Here is an 18,598-nt window from a genome sequence, read left to right as displayed (position 1 = left end):
TTCCCTCTCATCCTGCCGCGGGTGGCCGCGCGCCCATGCGCGGTGGCGTGTAGAGGTGCTCGCCGACCCGCTTGACCAGCCGTGCCATCTCGTAGGCGACCAGGCCTATGTCCGCGCTCACGGCGGTGAGGACGGCGAGGCAGGAGCCGTCTCCCGCGGCGGCCACGAACAGGAACCCGTCGTCCATCTCGACCATGGTCTGGCGCACTCCCCCGGCGCCGAAGTGCCGGCCCGCCCCCTTGGCCAGGCTGTGGAAGCCGGAGGAGACCGCGGCGAGGTGTTCCGCGTCCTCGCGGCGCAGGTCCGTCGAGGCCCCCACCGCGAGGCCGTCGTTGGAGAGCACCACGGCATGCCGTACCTCGCTCACCCGCAGCACCATGTCGTCCAGCAGCCAGTCGAGTTCGCCGGACCTTCCCCACTCCCGGCTTCGCTCGCGCGGGGGGACTCCCGTGTCGGCCCTCGTGCTCGGGTCCTGGATCATCCTCGGTCTCCTTCGCTGCTGTCTCTGCCCGCTGGGGAATCAGGAGTGGCACCACGGCCGGGCTGCCTGCCTCCGCCGCGCGTCCAGCCGTCCCGGTACGCCGCCATCCGATCCCGGACCATCTCGGGTGTACGGCCGTCGTCGTCCCGGCCGGCGGCTGCCGGGGCCGGTTCCTCGGAGCGTTGTTCGCGCAGCTGGGGAGCCAGGTGCGCCTGCCGAACCCGGCGGGGGAGGTTGTCGGACTCCTCCGGCTCGTCGGGCGGGCGGTGCAGACGCAGCGTGGTGACTCCGGGGGGCGGCGTGCCGGTCGTGCCCCGGTCCGCCGAGGCCGTCAGGGGAGCCACCAGGGCGGGCCGCTCGGCCGGGGCGGGGACGGACTCCTGGTCCCGTTCGGCGGCGGCCACGCGTGCGTACTCGCGTTCCGTGAGCCGTTCCCGGTCCGTGGTCTTGGCGGGGGAACGTTCCGCCGCCTTGATGTGCAGCAGCGCCGTGGGCAGCAGGACGACCGCGGTGGTGCCGCCGTAGGGCGAGGTGCGCAGGTGCACCTTGATGCCGTGCCGGGCGGCGAGCCTGCTGACCACGAACAGACCGAGCCGGTCGCTGTCGAACAGGTCGAGCGCCTCGGACTGCTCGATGCGCCGGTTGGCCTCCGTGAGGGTCTCCTTGCCCATGCCCAGGCCGCGGTCCTCCACCTCGACGGCGTAGCCGTTGCCGACGGGTTCGCCGGTGACCCGCACGCGCGTGTGGGGCGGTGAGAACTGGGCGGCGTTCTCGATGATCTCGGCCAGCAGATGGGTGAGGTCGGCGACCGCCGCGCCGACTACGGAGGCGTCGGGCAGCTGACGCACCTCCACGCGCGCGTAGTCCTCGACCTCGGACACCGCCGCGCGGACCACGTTGGTCAGCGACACCGGCATGCGCCAGGCACGGCCGGGTGCCGCTCCGGAGAGGATGATCAGACTCTCCGCGTGGCGACGCATGCGGGTCGTGAGGTGGTCGAGCCGGAAGAGGTCGCTCAGTTCGTTCGGGTCGTCGGAGCGGCGCTCCATGCTGTCGAGCAGGTTCAGCTGGCGGTGCACGAGGACCTGGCTGCGGCGGGCGAGGTTGACGAAGACCCCCGAGATGCCGCTGGCGAGTTCCGCGCGCTCCACGGCGGCCCGCAGTGCCGCGCGGTGCACGGTCGTCAGGGCCTCGGCGACCTGACCGGCCTCGTCCTCCGCGGGCGGCCCCGGCGGGGCCTCGGACTGGATGTCGATCTCGTCGCCGGCCCGCAGCCTGCCCATGGCCTCGGGCAGCTTGCGGCGGGCGATCTCGAGGGCGCTGTTGCGCAGGCTCACCAGCTCGACGACGAGTCCGCGCCCGATGCGCACGGAGATGACGAGCGACGCGGCGACGGCCACAAGACCGAGCAGCACCGCGGCGCCGGCCGGGGTGAGCAGCCCCCGGGTGAACGGGTCGGCGCGGTGCGCGACACCGCTGCCCGCCGCCTGTTCGACGGTCCGCATACCGCTCTGCACACGCGTGTGTGCCGCCTGCCAGGTGGCCTGCGGCGTCGACTCGACGGCGCGGACGCCGGGGGCGGCTGCGAGTGTCCGGTCCTCGGCGGCGGTCACGGTGGCGTACGCGCCGCTGTCGGCGACCTTCTGCCAGGCGGCACGGTCGGAGCCGCGCAGGTCGGCCACGGCACCCTCGGTGAGGGCCCGGCGGGTGTCGACGGCTCCGGTGAACAGCCGCAGCCGCTCACCGGAGAGAACGCCCGCAAGGCGCGCGCTGGCCAGCACGACGTCCTCCTGGGCCAGCGACTCGCCGGCCCGGGAGAACTCGAGCAGCACGCGCGCGTCGGAGCCGAGGTCGGCGTCCTGGATGCCGGTGAGGGCGCCGCCCACCGCGAAGGCACCGGCGATGGTCCTGGTGTAGCGACCGTACGTCTCGTCCCATCCGGCGCTGCGGTCCAGGACGGCGGTGCGCACGGAGCGCAGTTGTTCGGCGCCGGTCACGAAGACTTCGAGTCGCTGGGCGACACCGGCGGGCAGTTCCTCGCTGTCGGCGACGGTGTTGCCGTCACCGAGCCGCAGCCGTGCCACGGCCCGGTCGGTGCGCTGGGCGAGCTTGCGGAGGTCGTCGCTCTGCGCGGCGGACGGGTCGGTCGCGTAGCGGACCGCGGCGGCACGCTCCGCCTGGAGCGCGGTCACGACGTCGGTGACGGGCGAGCGCACGGCGTCGTCCACGCGCTGCAACTGCCGCAGCCGGGCCACGTCCTGGGCGGTGGTGACCGTGGCGTACGCCCAGAGCGCGAGCAGTGAGACGACGGGCACCATGAGCAGGCAGACGATCTTGGCGCGGACCGTCCGGGGACGTATCCGCCAGGACCCCGCGCGCACGGGTATGTCTTCCGGCAGGGCGCCCGCCGGATCGTCCGGACTTTCGTCGGCCGGTCGTCCGGCATGTGCGCGTCGCCCGCGCGCGGGTGTCTGGAGCGGCGTCTCGGCGCCGTCTGTGGGGGTCCTACGCGGTGTACGCATGGCCTCCTCGCTCGGGAGAGTGGTTCGGGGGCGTGTCGTCGGGCGTTCGGCCCGGATCCGCCGCTAGGAGGGAATGCTCTCGACCGCGCGCTGGGCCGAGGCAGATGCCTCGCGCTCGCCTGTCGTGGGCGACAGGGCGACGAAGGCGGAGGTCAGGAACAGGTAGGAGCCGAGGCCGACGGCGAGCGGGAAGATGAACTGCATCGCCGTGGCCCCTGGCAGGACCGCACCGGAGGGCGAGACCCGCACACTCACGGCGAACATCCCGGTGTAGTGCATGCTGCTGACCGCGGCGCCCATGATGAGGGAGGCGATGGTGACGGCGACGGGCGACCTGATGTTGAGCGCCGCCCACAGGGCCGCCGTCGCCGCGACGACGGCGATGAGGACGGAGAGTCCGACCAGTACCGGGTCGTAGTCGACGTCGCCGTGCAGCCGTACGGCCGCCATGCCGAGGTAGTGCATGCTCGCCACGCCCAGGCCGGTGGTGAGCCCGCCCAGCAAGAGTGCGCGGACCCGGTCACGGCTGTAGCCGACCGCGAAGACCCCTGCGGAGACGACCGCCATCGCGACCAGGAGGCTCGCGATGGTCAGTGGTACGTCGTAGCGGATGTCGGTACCGCTGACGCTGAAGCCGAGCATGGCCACGAAGTGCATGGTCCAGATGCCGGTGCCGATGGCCGAGGCCGCGGTGATGAGCCAGTTCCGGCGCGAACGCCCGGTGGCGCCGAGCGCGCGGACGGTGCAGCGCAGGCCGAGCGCGGCGCCGATACAGGCCATGACGTAGGAGAGCGTGGGCGTCAGCCAGCCCAGGGCAGCGTGGTCCAGGTGTCCCATGGCCAAGGGACGCTAGTGGGGGCAGGGGCGCACAAAGAGGGCGCATTTCGAAAGGTGTTGCAATATGGCGCAGAGATGCATCTGAACGATCGCGTCACGCTCGAACGTGTGCGCATGGGCTCCCATCCGTGTCGGTGCGGGATCATGCGGAACATGAGTGACGACCACACACATGTCCAGGAGTTCTTCTCGGCCCGTGCCGCCGGCTGGGACAGCCGGTTCCCGGACGACGGTCCGGCCTACGCCGCAGCGGTCGCGGAGCTCGGGCTGCGCGTGGGCGACCGCGTGCTCGACGCGGGCTGCGGCACCGGACGGGCCCTGACGCCCCTGCGTGCGGCCGTGGGGCCCTCGGGAGTCGTCGTGGGGGCCGATCTGACCCCGGCCATGCTGGAGGCCGCCGTCCGGGCCGGACGGGACCGGGACGGGCGGCTGCTGCTCGCCGACGTGGCCGCGCTGCCGCTTCGCTCCCGGTCGCTCGACGCCGTCTTCGGAGCGGGTCTGATCTCCCATCTGTCCCGACCGGCCGAGAATCTGAGCGAGTTGGCCCGGGTGGTGCGGCCCGGCGGCGTCCTGGCCCTGTTCCACCCGATCGGCAGGGCGGCGCTCGCCGCACGCCAGGGGCGCCAGATCACTCCGGAGGACCTGCGCGCGGAGCCCAACCTCCGCCCGCTGCTCGCCGGTTCGGGCTGGCGCATGACGTCGTACGCCGACGAGGACGCCCGCTTCCTGGCCCTGGCCGTCCGCGAGGACTGACGGGACTCACTCCGTCCCGGCGACCGCCGCCACGAAGGCGTCGGGGTTGTCGAGCATGACGTTGTGCCCCGCACCGGGGACGGTTACCACCCGCACGCCTGACGCCTCCAGCATCTTTCGCCCCTCCAGTTCACCGCTGAGCTCGCCCTTGAGATACACACGGTCGATGGACAACTCTTCGAGGATCGCGCGCATCATGGGCGTCGGTGAGGGAGGCGTACGACGTGGCGGGCAGTGCTTTCTGCAGGGCCAGCAGGTGCATGCGATCCGCGCCTGAGCCCGGTCGCGCTGCGGTGCTGGGCGCGCGGGTCGGCCAACCGGATGGTCGCCGCCCACAGGGCCGAACTTCTTGAGCACACGCGCGTGGGCGCCGGCGACGAAATCGTCCTCCTCGTAGGCGTCGATCCAGGTGCTGCCGGCCGTGGCCGGAGGCGAGACGTCGAGGTTGACTTCGGTGAGGACCAGCCGGGAGACCAGCTCGGGCCTGCGGTGGGCAAGCACGAGCGCGACCGACCCGTCCATGCGGTGCGCGACGACCTCGCCGCCGGTCAGACTCCGCGGCGTCCAGAGCAGTGGCCAGAGCGTCCGCGTGGCCCTCCAGCGTGTATCCGAAGCCCTCGGGGCGATCGCCAACCCCGTGTCCGGGCAGATCAACGAACAAGCCGCGTCGGCCCGCGAGTTCGGGCCGGGCCGCGATGTGCGCGTGATAGACGGTCGAGTCCGGAGCCTCTTTGTAGGCATTGACCCTGCGCCGGAGGACCGACACCGAATCGCACAGCCCGAGTCAGCTGATCACTACGCCCGGGCCCCGGACTCCTCCGGTGCCGCGGGCGGCTCGGTGGGGGTCGGTGCGGGTGCCCGGAAGAGGACCGCGCGGGCCACGGGCGGAGCGAACAGGGCGGTGACGGGCGCGGAGAGGGTCAGCACGGCACGGAAGGCCCGCCCCACGACGGGGTCGCCCGGGGCCCGTTCCTGGACGCGGCTCAGGTACCAGCCGGCGACCTGGTCCGCGGGCCCGCCGTCGATCGCCGTGCCGACCGCGCCCGGCATCTTGCGGTCCGCCCCGGCGGAGATGTCCCACGCCAGCCGGGACGCCGCAAGGAGCGCCTGCTGCACGCGCCGTGTCGTGGGCGTCCGGCGCCGGTCGGCCAGCGCGTCCCGCAGGGCGACCGCGCTCATCGCGGCAACGGCCATGCCCTGCCCGTAGATCGGGTTGAAGGTGCACAGGGCGTCGCCGGTGGCGAGGAACCCCGCAGGATGCCCGGGACCGTCGTAACGGCGGCGGATGTTCGCGGTCCGTCGGAAGCCGAAGGCCGGGGAAAGCGGTTCGGCCTCGTCCAGCCACCGGTGCAGGAGCGGATGCGGCAACCTCTTGGCGTACGTCACGAACTCGTCGTCGTCCGTGGGCGGTTCGTCCCCGCGCAGGCCCGAGACGATCACCAGATGGCTGCCGTCCTCCAGCGGCAGTGCGCCACCGGCATGCACCTGCTCGGGGTCGGGATAGGCGTAGTAGCCGCGGGTCTCGCCGTCGAGGGCGCCGTTCGTGCCGCGGTAGACGCGGGAGGCGTAGGCGAGTCCCGTGTCGATGGTCTCCTCCTGCGGACCCTCGGCGCCGATCGCCGCAAGCCACTGCGGAGCCTTCGTGCCGCTACCGGAGGCGTCGACGACCAGATCGGCCTCCAGGGGCCGGGACTCCGCACGGGCGTCGCCGGAGCGGTCCCGCACCAGCACGCCCCGCACGCGCGAGGCGTCACCGAGGAACCCGACGACGTCGGTCCCCTCCAACACGCTGATCACGGGGTTGGCGAGAACCCGCCGCCGCACCAGGTCCTCCAGCTGCGCACGGGAACCGGTGTAGATGTGTGTCGTCGCGGGCAGCCGGCGGAACCAGCGGCCGGTCTGCCACATCACCATGTCCGACGGCATGCCCACCCGAGGCGCGCCCGCCTCCCGCAGCTCCGCCAGGAACCCCGGCAGCAGCGACTCCATGGCCACCTGCCCGCCCTGCAGCAGGACGTGCGGATGCCGGCCCTGTGGTACGCCGGGCCGCGGCTGTGGGCCGTCCGGCAGCCGGTCACGCTCGACAACAATGACCCGGTCGGCGTGCCCGGCCAGGACGTGGGCCGCGAGAAGCCCCGCGAGGCTCCCGCCCACGACGACGGCGTGCCGACCGCCCCGGCCGCCGCCTGCGCCCCAACGGCCCTTCTCTCCGGCAGAGTTCACCGAACCACTCCCCTGGTAGCCACGTCGTGAGAAGACCCAAGTATCCCGTCCCGCAAAGGCGGGATGACCGTTTTCCGGCCCTTCCGAGCGCCACGTGTACGACCGCCCCGGGTCGCCGGCTCCATCGATCATCCGGGGGTGGCGCAACAGGCGGCGACCGACGAGCGGGCTGAGGCGCCACCGCCCCGTTTCCCCTCGCCACCGCCTCGTCCCCCTTCTGCGGCCGGGGCTCCGACTCTACGTTGAGAGCAGAAGACGAACGTCCGGCAGAACCACGTCGCTCACGGGGAAGGTAGTCGGCATGTGGGAAAGGATCCGCAAGTCCAGCGCCAGATTCGTCAGTGCGCTGCGCACCGAGGCGCCGGCCGGCCGGGAGGCCCGCACGCACAATCTGTTCGAGGCCGCCGCCGCGTACGTCTCGGCCTGCGCGGAGGACGATCAGGACCGGATCGACGAGGCCTCGGCCTGGGTATCACCCGAGGCACTGTCGTTCGGGGTCAATGAGCTGGCGTGCCGGGCCGTCATCGCCCTCGCGCGGGAGCGCGACGAGTCGCCGCGTACGGTGGCACGTGCGCTCCTCGGGCTGCCGGCGGCCTGACCGGCCGGCAAAGGATGGTCGATTCGCCCCGTCCAGTCGGAAAACTGCAGCTCCGGGTGTGCTTGTGAGTCGTGACAAGCGCCTTCCGCGCGCACTAGGGTGCGCGCCGTTGGACGAACCGATGGGGAGGCTGGGATGGCCGTGACGGACGAGGACGCCGTCGCCGCTGCGGACGACGCGCTCTATGTGCTGACGGCGGTGCTGCTGACGCCGGCGAAGTTCCCGAGCGTGCTGGGCGACGACTATCCGGAGGCCTGCGCGGCGCTCGGTCTGGCACCGCTGGCCGACGGGTACGGCCTGGTGCTCGGCCAGGACGGCGACGGCGCCCGATGGACGGTCGCCATCGACGACGTCTCGCTGGTCGCTGTCGCCATCGCGTCCTGGGACTGCGGCATGGAGTACGACCTGTCGCCCGACGAGCGCTCGGTCGTGGCCGCGCTCCCCGGCTGGCCGCTCGCGCTCGCCGTCGCCGCGCCCGGTGTGCCGGCGCCGCACGACCCCGATCCCGAGGTCGCCGAGGGCCCGCGGCTGACGCCGCCGGACACGTCCACCTGGGGATCCGCCCAGCGGCGGCTGGGCGCCGACGAGATCGCGCTCCAGTGGGCGATGTGGCGGGAGCAGATCGACGAATCGGCCTTCGCGAGCCCGAACGGCGAGTCCACCGGTGGTGCCAAACCCGTGGCCGGCAACGTCTCCGACGGCGAGGCCGCGGACCGCGATGCCCCGGAGGAGAAGGCCACGGGCGACGAGGGCTCGGCCCAGCAGGGCCCGGGAGAGAAAGCTGCGGGAGACCAGGCTGCGGCAGCCAAGGCCTCGGGCGGGGCCGAGAAAGTGGCTCGCAAGGGCCACAAAGGCATCCGGCGGGTCCTCGCGGAGGCCCGCGCCTACGTGGATTCGCCGCCTCCCCTCGGACGGGTCCGGTCATCCTTCGCGCCGGGCGGCGCGCGGACGCTGCGTGCCGACGGTCCCGGCTGGTCGCTGGTGGCCAGGACCGACGACATCGCGTTCGTGCTGCTCGACGACGAGCCCGGGGAGGTCCTGCCGGTGGGCCGGGGCCCGGAGCTGCCGGGGCTGCTGGAAGCGCTCGACAAGATGGCCGTACGTCCCAGTTGAGCCGCCGTGCCGCACCGTCCGGGACTGTCGTGCTCCCGGCCGGTGCGGGTGCGTCAGCGGCCGAGCTCCTTGCGGCTGACGCGGCGCAGTCGGCGCCGCTGCGAGGGGTCCAGTGTCAGGTATGCGGCGGCCGGGACTCCCAGAATGATCAGGACCGAGGCCCACCACGGCAGCCAGATCAGCAGGAGCAGCCCGACCGCCACTCCCCCTGCGGCGATCTTCGCGTTCTTCGACATGTACGTCGCCTCCTTCGCGGCGGTTGCCGCTCTCTGTCCAGAAAAACGGGTCCGCGCCTCCTGCAGTTCCGAATCGCGACCCTGAGACATCCCTGAGACCTCGCCCTGAGACGCCCCGGATGCACACGCTTCCTAGCGGTCCGCCCGAAGCGGCTCGCCCACCTCGTGCATGTGGCTCAGGGCCTGTCGGTAGGAGTCGACGAGTCCGGTCTCCGTGTAGGGGATACCCAGATCCCGGCAGTGGGCGCGCACCAGCGGCTGGGCGAGGCGCAGGTGAGGCCGGGGCATGCTCGGGAAGAGGTGGTGCTCGATCTGGTAGTTGAGGCCGCCGAGGAACCAGTCGGTGAGGATGCCGCCGCGGATGTTGCGGGAGGTGAGCACCTGGCGGCGCAGGTGGCCCCAGGGCTCGCCGTCCGGGTCCGGCATTTCCATGCCCTTGTGATTGGGGGCGAAGGCCATCCCGAGGTGCAGCCCGAACAGCGCCTGGTGGATCGCCGCGAAGGCCAGCGCCCTGCCGGGGGACATGGTGGTCAGCAGCAGGGTGGCGTAGGCGGCGAGGTGGCCCACCAGGAGGGCGCCCTCCGCGGCACGCTCCCCCGGCGCCTGTCGGCGCAGGTCACGGAAGCCCTGGACCTTCAGGGCGACGCCTTCGAGGAGGGTGAGCGGGAAGAACAGCCATGCCTGATGGCGGGTGAGCCGGCGCCTGAAGCCGGTACGTCCCTTCGCCTGTTCGCCCGTGAAGACGAGGACGTCCGCGGCGACGTCGGGGTCCTTGTCGATGTGGTTGGGGTTGGCGTGGTGGCGATTGTGTTTGTGGTTCCACCAGGAGTAGCTCATCCCGAGCAGCAGGTTGCCGTGGACGAGACCGATGGCGCGGCCGGCCGCCTTGTCGCCGGTGATCTGCGCGTGTCCCGCGTCGTGGCCCATGAAGGCGGTGCGGGCGGAGAACACGGCGAGGAGCGGGGCCAGGAGCAGGGTCCGCCAGGAGTCGCCGGACAGGGCGACGGCGGTGACGAGACCGGCGAGGGCGAGTGCGTTGACGGCGATGGCCCGGGCGTACCAGTCATGGCGGCGGTCCAGGAGGCCCTGGCCCTTCACCGCGCGCAGGAGGGGCGCGAATTCGCTTCCGCCGGGCGGGGAGCCGGACGTACCGCGCGGGCGGGGTGCGACGGTTGCGGTGCTCTGCGGCATGTCCGGGCTCCGGCTCTCTCAGGAAACGTGCTGACCTGAGGAAACGTACGGACCCGTGACCTGTTGCGACCATGTGGCAACCCCCCGTCTCCATGCGGGGGGCAGCACCGGCCGCGCAGGGGGGTTGACGACACCCTGGCGCGAAGGTGATACAAGCCATCCGCGGCGGGCCCGAGGGGTGATGTACCCTCGACCACTCCGTGACGTAGTCAAGTTTGAGGAGTCCCGCGATCTCTGTCCAGAGGGTTCCCGCGGCATCACCGTCCGAGATCTCCGAACTGGCTTCGTGCTGTGCCGTGTTCGTGCCCGGCGATCCCGCCCGCACGGGCAGTGTGGCCTTTTGGCGGCCCGACGGCGCTCCTCCTCCCGCTGTCGCGGCAGGGACGGTCGAGGATCTGACGCTCGTGGTGCCCGGCGACGGCGGTGTGGGTCTGGTGAGCCGGCCTGCGGTGCTGCTGCCGGTCCGCGCCGCGCTGCCGGTCCTCACGCGTGCGCGTGCCTCCGCGCACGGGCACCGGGCGACCCTCTTCTGGGGTGCCGCCGCCGTGCTGGCCCTGCAGTGCGCGGCCCGAGGGCTGCTGCTGCCGGGGCTGTCCCCCGCCGACCACGACGCCTGGCGCATGGGCCCCCTGGGAGCGGCCGACGTCGAGCGTGTCCGCCTGTTTGCCGCGGTGATGCCGCCCGAGGCGCACGCCGTGCCCCTGAGCGCCGTCGAGCCGCTCCGGCTGCCCGACCCCGAACGGCTGGTGCGCGCCTTCCTGGACGCGGTCGCCGACACCCTGCCCCGCTCCCCCGCTGCGCCCCTCGTCACGGGCGGACCCGCCTACGCCGCCCAGGAACCGCAGCACCTGCCCGAGCAGCGCGCGTGGGCGGCGGATGTCGCCGCGGGTCACGACGCGGGCGTACGCGTCTCGTTGCGCGTCGAGGTGCTCGGCCTGGTCATTGGTGAGGAGCCCTCCTTCCGGGCCGTTCTCCAAGTGCACAGCGTGAGCGATCCGACGACCGTCGCGGACGCCGCCGACGTGTGGGCCGGTTCCACGGCCTTCGGCCCGCACGCGCAGCTGGACTGCCTGCTCGCGCTCCGCAGGGCCGCACGCGCGTGGCCCCCGCTCAACCCGCTGCTCTCGGCCACCGTCCCGGACGCGGTCGAGCTCGCCGACGAGGAGATCACCGATCTGCTCGGAGCGGGCGCGCGAAGCCTCTCCGACCTGGGTGTCGAGGTGCACTGGCCGAAGGAGCTGTCCAGAAACCTCACCACGCGCGCGACGGTCGGTCCGCCGGACGACAACGACCGGATCGGGTCGGGCACTCCGTCGTTCCTGTCCGCCGACGCGCTGCTCGCCTTCGACTGGTGGTTCGCGCTGGGCGACCGGCAGCTCACGCGCGAGGAGCTGGACCGGCTCGCCGAGGCCAACCGCCCCGTGGTGCGACTGCGTGACCAGTGGGTGCTGGTCGACCCGCACGAGGTGCGCCGAGCCCGTGCCCGGCAGGACCGCAAGGTGACGCCCGTCGACGCGCTGAGCGCCGCTCTGACGGGCTCGGCCGAGGTCGACGGCCGCAGGGTCGAGGTGCAGCCCACCGGGTGGCTGGCGGCGCTGCGGGACCGGCTGGCGGACCCGGAGGCGCAGGAGCCGGTCCCGCAACCCGCCGCGCTCGCCGCACCGCTGCGGGACTACCAGCGCCGGGGCCTGAACTGGCTGGCCCGTATGACGTCCTCGGGACTCGGCTGCTGTCTCGCCGACGACATGGGACTCGGCAAGACGATCACCCTGATCGCGTTGCATCTGCACCGGCAGACCGACACGGCCACCGCCGGACCCACCCTCGTGGTGTGCCCGACGTCCCTGATGGGCAACTGGCAGCGCGAGATCGAGAAGTTCGCACCGGGAACGCGCGTGCGCCGCTTCCACGGTCCGCGGCGCGAGCTCGACGACCTCGCCGGCGGGGAGTTCGTGCTCACCACGTACGGCACGATGCGCCTGGACGCCCCCCGGCTCGCCGAAGCCGCGTGGGGGATGGTCGTGGCGGACGAGGCGCAGCACGTGAAGAACCCGTACTCGGCGACCGCCCGGGAACTGCGCTCGATCGGGGCACGCGCACGCGTGGCGCTCACCGGAACCCCGGTGGAGAACAACCTGTCGGAGCTGTGGGCGATCCTCGACTGGACGACTCCCGGTCTGCTGGGCCGCCTCGGCACCTTTCGCGCCCGGTACGCGCAGACCATCGAGAGCGGTCAGGACCCGGCCGCCGCGGAACGTCTCGCCCGGCTGGTGCGCCCCTTCCTGCTGCGCCGCCGCAAGTCGGATCCCGGCATCGCCCCGGAGCTGCCGCCGAAGACCGAGACCGATCATGCCGTGTCGCTCACCCAGGAACAGGCCGGCCTGTACGAGGCAGTGGTGCGCGAGACCCTGGCCGAGATCTCCGGGGCGGACAGCATGGCGCGGCGCGGGCTGATCGTGAAGCTGCTGACCGGGCTGAAGCAGATCTGCAACCACCCGGCGCAGTTTCTCAAGGAGGACCGGCCGAGGATCGCCGGCCGTTCCGGCAAGCTCGAACTGCTGGACGAGCTCCTGGACACCATCGTCGCCGAAGGAGCGAGCGTCCTGGTGTTCACGCAGTACGTGCGCATGGCCCGGCTCATCGAGCAGCACCTCGCGGCGCGTGGCCTGCCGTCGCAGTTCCTGCACGGCGGGACACCGGTCGCCCGGCGTGAAGCGATGGTGCGGCGGTTCCAGGAGGGTGAAGTGCCCGTGTTCCTGCTGTCGTTGAAGGCAGCCGGCACCGGCCTGAACCTCACCCGCGCCGAGCACGTCGTGCACTACGACCGCTGGTGGAACCCGGCCGTCGAGGCGCAGGCCACCGACCGCGCGTACCGCATCGGCCAGACCCGGCCCGTGCAGGTGCACCGGCTGATCGCCGAGGGGACCGTCGAGGACCGCATCGCCGACATGCTGCACCACAAACGGGAGTTGGCCGAGGCGGTACTCGGTTCCGGCGAGTCTGCACTGACCGAGCTGACGGACGCGGAGCTGGCCGATCTGGTCGGGCTTCGAGGGGGTGCACGATGACCGGACACGACGGTGACACGGAGCGCACGTTCGCGGCGCTGCCGCCCGCGCACGGGCGGGGTTTCGCCCAGACCTGGTGGGGCCGGGCCTGGCTGCGGGCACTGGAGGACGCCGCGCTGGACTCGGGGCAGGTGAAGACGGGCCGCAGGATCGCACGCGCGGGCGCCGTGGGGGCGGTGTCGGTACGTCCCGGGCGCATCACGGCCGTGGTCCAGGACCGTGATCGCACCGCGCACCGCGCCGACGTTCTGCTGGCCGAACTGTCGGTCGAGCAGTGGGACCGCCTCCTCGACATGGCCGTCGAGCGGGCCGCTCACGTCGCGGCCCTGCTGGACCGTGAGATGCCGCCGCATCTGGTCGAGGACGCGGCGTCCGCGGGCATCGAACTCCTGCCGGGGCTGGGCGATCTGGAACCGGAGTGCGACTGCGGTGCCTGGGACCACTGCGGGCACACGGCAGCTCTCTGCTATCAGGTGGCCCGGCTGCTGGACCAGGATCCCTTCGTACTGCTGCTGATGCGCGGCCGCGGCGAACACGCCCTCCTCGGGGAGCTCCAGGACCGCAGCGCCACGTCCGTGGAAGAGGCTCCCGAACCGGAGGGGGTGGATGCCGCCGAGGCGTATGCGGCCGGCGACATCCTGCCGCCCCTGCCCTTGGCCGCGGAGCTGCCCGCGAAGCCCGGCTCGCCGCCCTCGCTGGACACCGAGGCCCCGCCCGCACCGGGAGTCGACCCGGTCGCCGTCCGTCATCTGGCCGCTCGGACCGCCGAGGAGGCTCATCGGCTGCTCGTGGAGGCTCTCCGGCCACCGTCCGAACGGCCTGCCGCGGCACGCGGACTGACGGCCGCTCAGGACGCCGTACGTCTCGCCGTCGATGCACCCGACCCGGCACTGACGGAACGGCTCGCCAACGGATCGGGCCGTGATCCGCAGTCGCTGGCGGACGCCACGCACGCGTGGCGTCTCGGTGGTGCGGAAGCGCTGTCGGTGCTGGAGGAGGAGTGGGCGCCCTCGGGCGACACCCTCGCACGCGCGCGTGCCGCTCTGGACTCGGCCTGGGACGAGGACGAACGGCCGTCGCTCAGGGCAGAGGGCAACCGTTGGACGGCCGTCGACGCGCCGGCCCAGGTGCGCCTGGGCCGGGACGGGCGGTGGTGGCCGTACCGCCAGGAGCGGGAACGCTGGGTGCTCGCGGGCCCGGCGGCCCTGGATCCGGCGACGGCTCTGTCCTCGGCGGAGCTCTCCTCAGCCGAACCGCAGCGGTAGTTCAGCGAGCCCCCTCAGGAGCGTGCCGCTGCGCCAGGTCAACGTGCCCGGGTCGGTCGCGAAGGCGAGAGCGGGCCGGTGGCGCAGCAGCAGGCGCAGAGCGACGGCCACCTCCGCGCGGGCCAGCGGGGCGCCCAGGCAGTGGTGCGGGCCGTGGCCGAATGCCAGGTGCGCGCGCGTGGGACGCCGTAGGTCGAAGCGGTCGGGGTCGGGAAACCGCAGCGGATCGCGGGAGGCTGCGGCGAGCGAGACCTGCACGGAGTCGCCCGCCTGGATCCGCCTGCCGTCGATGTCGAGCGGCTCGGCCGCGAAGCGGAACGCGGTGGCGTGGACGGGTGAGTTGTGGCGCAGGGACTCCTCGACGGCCGCTTCGGTGAGGTCCGGTTCCGCGCGGAGCAGGGCGAGTTGGTCCGGGTTGGCCAGCAGCGCGTGGACGGTGCCGGAGATCAGGTCGACGGTCGTCTCGTGGCCGGCGACGAGGATCAGGAACGCCATGCCGAGGAGTTCCTCGGCGGTGAGGTCCGAGGCTGCCACGAGGTCGCCGAGCAGGCCTGTCGCGCGCCGTTCGCGTCCTCGGTCGAGCAGACCGGCGAGGTAGTCGGTCAGTGCGGCCGCTGCGGCGGTCGCCGTCTCGGCGGAGGCGGGCATGACGAGTTCGTCGGCCCAGGCGTGGAACACCGCGCGGTCCGCCGCGGGCACCTCCAGAAGGTCGCAGATCACCGTGACGGGCAGCGGCAGCGCGTACCTGGCGACCAGGTCGGCCGTTCCCCGCTCCGGCAGCGTGTCCAGGAGTTCGAGGGCTGTGGCTTCGATGCTCGGTCGCAGCGCGGCGATCCTCCCTGCCGTGAAGTGAGCCGCCACCAGTCGACGCAGCCGGGTGTGCTGCGGAGGGTCGCTCTGGAGCATGTTGCGGCCGACGGCGTGTCCGCCGTCGCTGCGCCAGGACGAGGAATGCCGGATGTCGTTGCGCAGGCGCGGGTCGGTCAACGCGGCTCGCGCCGCGTCATGGGCGACGACGAGCCAGCTCTCACCGCTTCCGGGCACGAGGACGCGGTGCACGGGGCCCTTGGCCCGCAGCGCGGCGTAGACCGGGTACGGGTTCGAGGCGAAGTCATGGCCGTCCGGGGTCAGCTCCTCCAGAGTGGGCGCGGGCATGGGGTTCCTCTCGGCAGCGATGGTCAGGCTTACGGCGTCCCGAACCGGCCTTCACCGCTCGGCGCGCCAGCGCGGGTGCACCGAGGCCGCGAGGGCCGTCGCCTGGGCGTGGCCGGCCAGAGCTGCCGCGGGGCGGCGCGCGTCGGACGTCATGTCGCGGCCCATGGCCCGGCGTGCGGCGCGGTCCGGGGTCACGAGGGTGACGTGGGCGCCTTCGGCGGCGAGGGCGGCCGCCTGCTGATCGGCACTGGGGTGCGGGCCCACGGCGGCGGGGATCGGGGCGATGGCCAGGACGTGGTAATGGCCACCCGCGAGGTGGATGTTGGCGGTGGAGCGGCTGCCCCCGTCCATCCAGCGGCGCCCGGCCAAGGTGATCGGGGGCCAGACGACGGGTACCGCGCAGCTGGCGACGACGGCTTCGAGGAGCGTGACGTCGGAGTCGGCGTCGAAGGCCGTCAGCTGCCCGGAGAGGGCGTCGACGGCCGTGATCCGCAGTGCGCGGTCGGGCCAGTCCCCCACGCTCCACAGCAGCGGACGCAGGGCGTCGTACACATCGGCCTCGGGACCCGTGCGTGCCCTCAACGCGGCTCGCCCGAGGCGCAGCACGGAACGCTCCGGATCGCGGGAGCCCAGCGCGGCCCACAGGAAGCGAAGCGTCTGAGCAGGCGTCACTCCGAGGCCCACCCGGTCGGCGCCGACCAGTTGGCGTTCGTACAGCTCGCGCGCGGGCTCGCCCGCGAGGAGACGCGCACCGAAGATCGCACCAGCCGAGGTCCCGATGACGGCATCCGCGCGGGACGGGTCGACACCGGCGTCGCACAGGCCGGCGAGAACTCCCGTCATCCAGGCTCCGCCGACGAGGCCGCCCCCGCCGAGGACGAGCGCCGTACTGCCCATGTCCCACCCCTCACAGTTAAACGGGGAGTGCTCCCCATTTACCTGGACGACGATAGCATCGTTACCGGGGAACACTCCCCGGTAGTGCGAAGGGGCGATCATGGCGGACGACTCGACGGCGCCGGTACGGCGTCGCGATGCGCGACGCAACCGGGAGTTGCTGGTCGAGGCCGCTCACGAGGTGTTCACGGAGCAGGGGCTGGAGGCACCCCTGGACGTCATCGCGCGGCGGGCGGGGGTGGGAAACGCCACGCTCTACCGGCACTTTCCGAGCCGTGCCGTCCTGGTCGACGCGGTCTTCCGCGATCCGCTGGCGGGCACCATGGCCGCCGGCGAGCGGGCCCGGGCCGCCGCTGACGCCTGGGAGGGACTCGTCGGCTACGTGGAAGCGGTGTTCGCCGTCCTGGCGACCGATCGCGGTACGAACGACCTGATGACCACGCACCTCGAGGGTGTCGAGTCGTTGCAGGCCGTGCACACCCACAACCGGGCGACCATGGAGCTGCTCCTGCGCCGTGGGCGCGACGAGGGAAGCGTCCGGGCGGACGTCACGACGGAGGACGTTCTCTTCGCGCTGGCCGCACTCGGCCGGGCCGTTCCCTCCCTCGCCACGGCCGTCGGCCCCGAAGCCTGGCGTCGCCCTCTCGTCCTGCTCCTCGACAGCCTGCGCGTCTCGCCGGCCGTCGCGCCCCTCCCGTCCCCCGCGCTCACGGCGGACGAACTGGGCGATGTACTCCAAGGACTGGGACCGCACCGGCCGCCTCGCAGCTCGACCAACTGAGCGCACGACACGCGCGCGTGCCGCGGTGTCGGGCCGACGCACGGCCGACGCCACACGTTCACCCTTCGGTCGTACGGCGTTCCGAGCGGGGCCCAAATCTGGCCCCTGTCACCGCACTTGGTTCCCAGGAGGCCCCATGTCCCCGCACGCCGACGGCCGACGCCCCGCCAGACGCACCGCAGCGGCGGGTGTACCCCTCGCCCTGATCGCCGCGCTGATCGCGGCGGGGCCGGCCATGGGCGCCCCGTCGGGCGAGGCACGTGTCGTCCGGACGGCGACGCTCGGTGACATCCCGCTGGGCGCGTTCAGCAACACGCTCCTGCCGGGCACGGTGACCGACGACCGAGGGGTGGACCTCGGCGGCATCGGCAGTGACATCTACCCGGCGGGCCGCAAGGGCGAGTTCTGGACCGTCACCGACCGCGGGCCCAACGGCCAGATCAAGGTGGCCGGGGCCAAGCGCCGCACGTTCCCGGTCCCCGGCTTCGACCCGGCGATCGTGAAGATCCGCGTCTCCGGCGACACCGTGAAGGTGCTGGACGCGATCCCGGTCACCACCTCCTCCGGCAAGCCCGTCACGGGGCTGCCCGACCAGCAGGTGCGCGACGAGGCGCCGTACGACTACAACGCGCTCACGGCGCTGTCGTACAACCCGAACGGCCTGGACACCGAGGGCATCGTGCGGGCCTCGGACGGGACCTTCTGGCTTGTCGACGAGTACGGGCCGAGCCTGGTGCACGTCTCCGCGCGCGGGAAGGTCCTCACGCGCTACGTGCCCAAGGGGCTCAACCTCACCGGCGCCGGCTACCCCGTGGTGGAGGCGCTGCCCTCCGTCCTGCTGCACCGGAAGATCAACCGGGGCTTCGAGGGGCTCGCCCAACTGCCCGGTGGCGATCTGGTACTGGCGGTGCAGAGCCCGTTGTCCCTGCCGGACACGGACGCAGGAGAGGCCTCCAGGACCATCCGGCTGCTGCGTTTCGCGCCGAAGAAGAAGACGGTCACCGCCGAGTACGTGTACCGCTTCGACCCGGTGAACGTCGTGGACCCGAGCGAGGACGACACCTCCGAGCTCAAGATCTCGTCGGTGGTCGCGGTGGGCGGTGACCGGCTACTGGTCGAGGAGCGCACCGACAAGGCCGCACGGCTTCAACTGGTGCGCCTTGACCGGTCCTCCAACATCCTCGGCAGCACCTGGGACGACGACACCACGTCTCCGTCGCTGGAGCAGTTCGACGATCCGGCGGCCTCGGGCGTGCCCGTACTCGCCAAGAAGCTGGTCGTCGACCTGGGCACGGTCGCCGGGGTGCCCGGGAAGATCGAGGGCGTCGCACGGGTGGACCACGACACCCTCGCCCTGATCAACGACAACGACTTCGGCATGACGGACGGAGCGGGCGCGTTCGACGCCGACGGCCGACTGGTCGACAGCGGGGTGGAGACGACGGTGTCGTACGTCCGGCTGCCGCACCGCCTCTGAC

At 72.5% G+C, this 18,598-nt stretch carries 15 protein-coding genes and 1 pseudogene; 7 read left to right on the top strand and 9 right to left on the bottom strand.

The features are described from left to right. Nucleotides 1–7 precede the first annotated feature (7 nt). The 3 genes from BFN33_RS25385 to BFN33_RS25375 all read right to left on the bottom strand — a co-directional run bounded on the left by BFN33_RS25385 (nucleotide 8) and on the right by BFN33_RS25375 (nucleotide 3,840). Nucleotides 8–481, bottom strand: a complete 474-nt coding sequence (locus tag BFN33_RS25385; RefSeq protein ID WP_069762457.1) for a roadblock/LC7 domain-containing protein — start codon at nucleotides 479–481, stop codon at nucleotides 8–10. Then, the gene (locus BFN33_RS25380; protein WP_069762456.1) at nucleotides 478–3,003 is read right to left on the bottom strand and encodes a nitrate- and nitrite sensing domain-containing protein; all 2,526 of its coding nucleotides are present in this window, start codon (nucleotides 3,001–3,003) and stop codon (nucleotides 478–480) included. Before BFN33_RS25380 ends, BFN33_RS25385 begins: the two co-directional genes overlap by 4 nt. 63 nt (nucleotides 3,004–3,066) lie before the next feature. Continuing rightward, complete coding sequence (locus BFN33_RS25375; protein ID WP_069762455.1) at nucleotides 3,067–3,840, bottom strand: MHYT domain-containing protein; 774 nt, start codon at nucleotides 3,838–3,840, stop codon at nucleotides 3,067–3,069. 153 nt (nucleotides 3,841–3,993) lie between these two features. Between BFN33_RS25375 and BFN33_RS25370 the strand changes: the two genes are divergently transcribed. Further along, nucleotides 3,994–4,593 (top strand): class I SAM-dependent methyltransferase, encoded by a 600-nt coding sequence (locus BFN33_RS25370; protein WP_069762617.1) that lies wholly within the window; start codon nucleotides 3,994–3,996, stop codon nucleotides 4,591–4,593. Between the two features lie 6 nt (nucleotides 4,594–4,599). Here BFN33_RS25370 and BFN33_RS25365 read toward each other — a convergent pair. Beyond that, nucleotides 4,600–5,371, bottom strand: a pseudogene (locus tag BFN33_RS25365) (alpha/beta fold hydrolase). A gap of 17 nt (nucleotides 5,372–5,388) precedes the next feature. Further along, nucleotides 5,389–6,747 carry an NAD(P)/FAD-dependent oxidoreductase gene (locus tag BFN33_RS25360; protein ID WP_069762616.1) on the bottom strand — a complete coding sequence of 453 codons (1,359 nt, stop codon included), beginning with the start codon at nucleotides 6,745–6,747 and terminating at the stop codon, nucleotides 5,389–5,391. 370 nt (nucleotides 6,748–7,117) lie between these two features. On the opposite strand from BFN33_RS25360, the gene BFN33_RS25355 reads away from it, so the two are divergent. Continuing rightward, the gene (locus BFN33_RS25355) at nucleotides 7,118–7,414 is read left to right on the top strand and encodes a hypothetical protein (protein ID WP_069762454.1); all 297 of its coding nucleotides are present in this window, start codon (nucleotides 7,118–7,120) and stop codon (nucleotides 7,412–7,414) included. 135 nt (nucleotides 7,415–7,549) lie between these two features. Next, nucleotides 7,550–8,527 carry a hypothetical protein gene (locus tag BFN33_RS25350; RefSeq protein ID WP_069762453.1) on the top strand — a complete coding sequence of 326 codons (978 nt, stop codon included), beginning with the start codon at nucleotides 7,550–7,552 and terminating at the stop codon, nucleotides 8,525–8,527. A 53-nt stretch (nucleotides 8,528–8,580) separates the two neighbouring features. Here the strand turns inward: BFN33_RS25350 and BFN33_RS25345 are convergent, their stop codons facing one another. Then, complete coding sequence (locus tag BFN33_RS25345; RefSeq protein ID WP_069762452.1) at nucleotides 8,581–8,763, bottom strand: hypothetical protein; 183 nt, start codon at nucleotides 8,761–8,763, stop codon at nucleotides 8,581–8,583. A gap of 132 nt (nucleotides 8,764–8,895) precedes the next feature. Next, on the bottom strand, nucleotides 8,896–9,954 hold the full coding sequence (locus BFN33_RS25340; protein ID WP_069762451.1) for an acyl-CoA desaturase: 1,059 nt from the start codon (nucleotides 9,952–9,954) through the stop codon (nucleotides 8,896–8,898). A gap of 296 nt (nucleotides 9,955–10,250) precedes the next feature. Between BFN33_RS25340 and BFN33_RS25335 the strand changes: the two genes are divergently transcribed. Continuing rightward, entirely contained in the window at nucleotides 10,251–13,022 is a 2,772-nt protein-coding gene (locus BFN33_RS25335) for a DEAD/DEAH box helicase (RefSeq protein ID WP_256122868.1), read from the top strand. After that, a complete protein-coding gene (locus tag BFN33_RS25330) occupies nucleotides 13,019–14,287 on the top strand; it encodes an SWF or SNF family helicase (protein WP_069762450.1) in 1,269 nt (422 codons plus the stop codon). The genes BFN33_RS25335 and BFN33_RS25330 overlap by 4 nt, the downstream gene beginning before the upstream one ends. Here BFN33_RS25330 and BFN33_RS25325 read toward each other — a convergent pair. Then, complete coding sequence (locus BFN33_RS25325; RefSeq protein ID WP_069762449.1) at nucleotides 14,267–15,442, bottom strand: cytochrome P450; 1,176 nt, start codon at nucleotides 15,440–15,442, stop codon at nucleotides 14,267–14,269. The genes BFN33_RS25330 and BFN33_RS25325 overlap by 21 nt on opposite strands. 51 nt (nucleotides 15,443–15,493) lie before the next feature. Beyond that, a complete protein-coding gene (locus BFN33_RS25320; protein ID WP_069762448.1) occupies nucleotides 15,494–16,339 on the bottom strand; it encodes a patatin-like phospholipase family protein in 846 nt (281 codons plus the stop codon). Between the two features lie 100 nt (nucleotides 16,340–16,439). Between BFN33_RS25320 and BFN33_RS25315 the strand changes: the two genes are divergently transcribed. Together BFN33_RS25315 and BFN33_RS25310 are read left to right on the top strand one after the other, a co-directional pair. Further along, on the top strand, nucleotides 16,440–17,120 hold the full coding sequence (locus BFN33_RS25315) for a TetR/AcrR family transcriptional regulator (protein WP_069762447.1): 681 nt from the start codon (nucleotides 16,440–16,442) through the stop codon (nucleotides 17,118–17,120). Nucleotides 17,121–17,256: 136 nt separating this feature from the next. Next, nucleotides 17,257–18,597 carry an esterase-like activity of phytase family protein gene (locus BFN33_RS25310; RefSeq protein ID WP_069762446.1) on the top strand — a complete coding sequence of 447 codons (1,341 nt, stop codon included), beginning with the start codon at nucleotides 17,257–17,259 and terminating at the stop codon, nucleotides 18,595–18,597. Nucleotide 18,598 lies beyond the last annotated feature (1 nt).

It is taken from the genome of Streptomyces sp. LUP47B (genome assembly GCF_001746295.1).
Taxonomy (GTDB): domain Bacteria; phylum Actinomycetota; class Actinomycetes; order Streptomycetales; family Streptomycetaceae; genus Streptomyces.
Note: the sequence above shows the minus strand (reverse complement) of the source record. Positions and strands in the feature narration are given on the sequence as shown.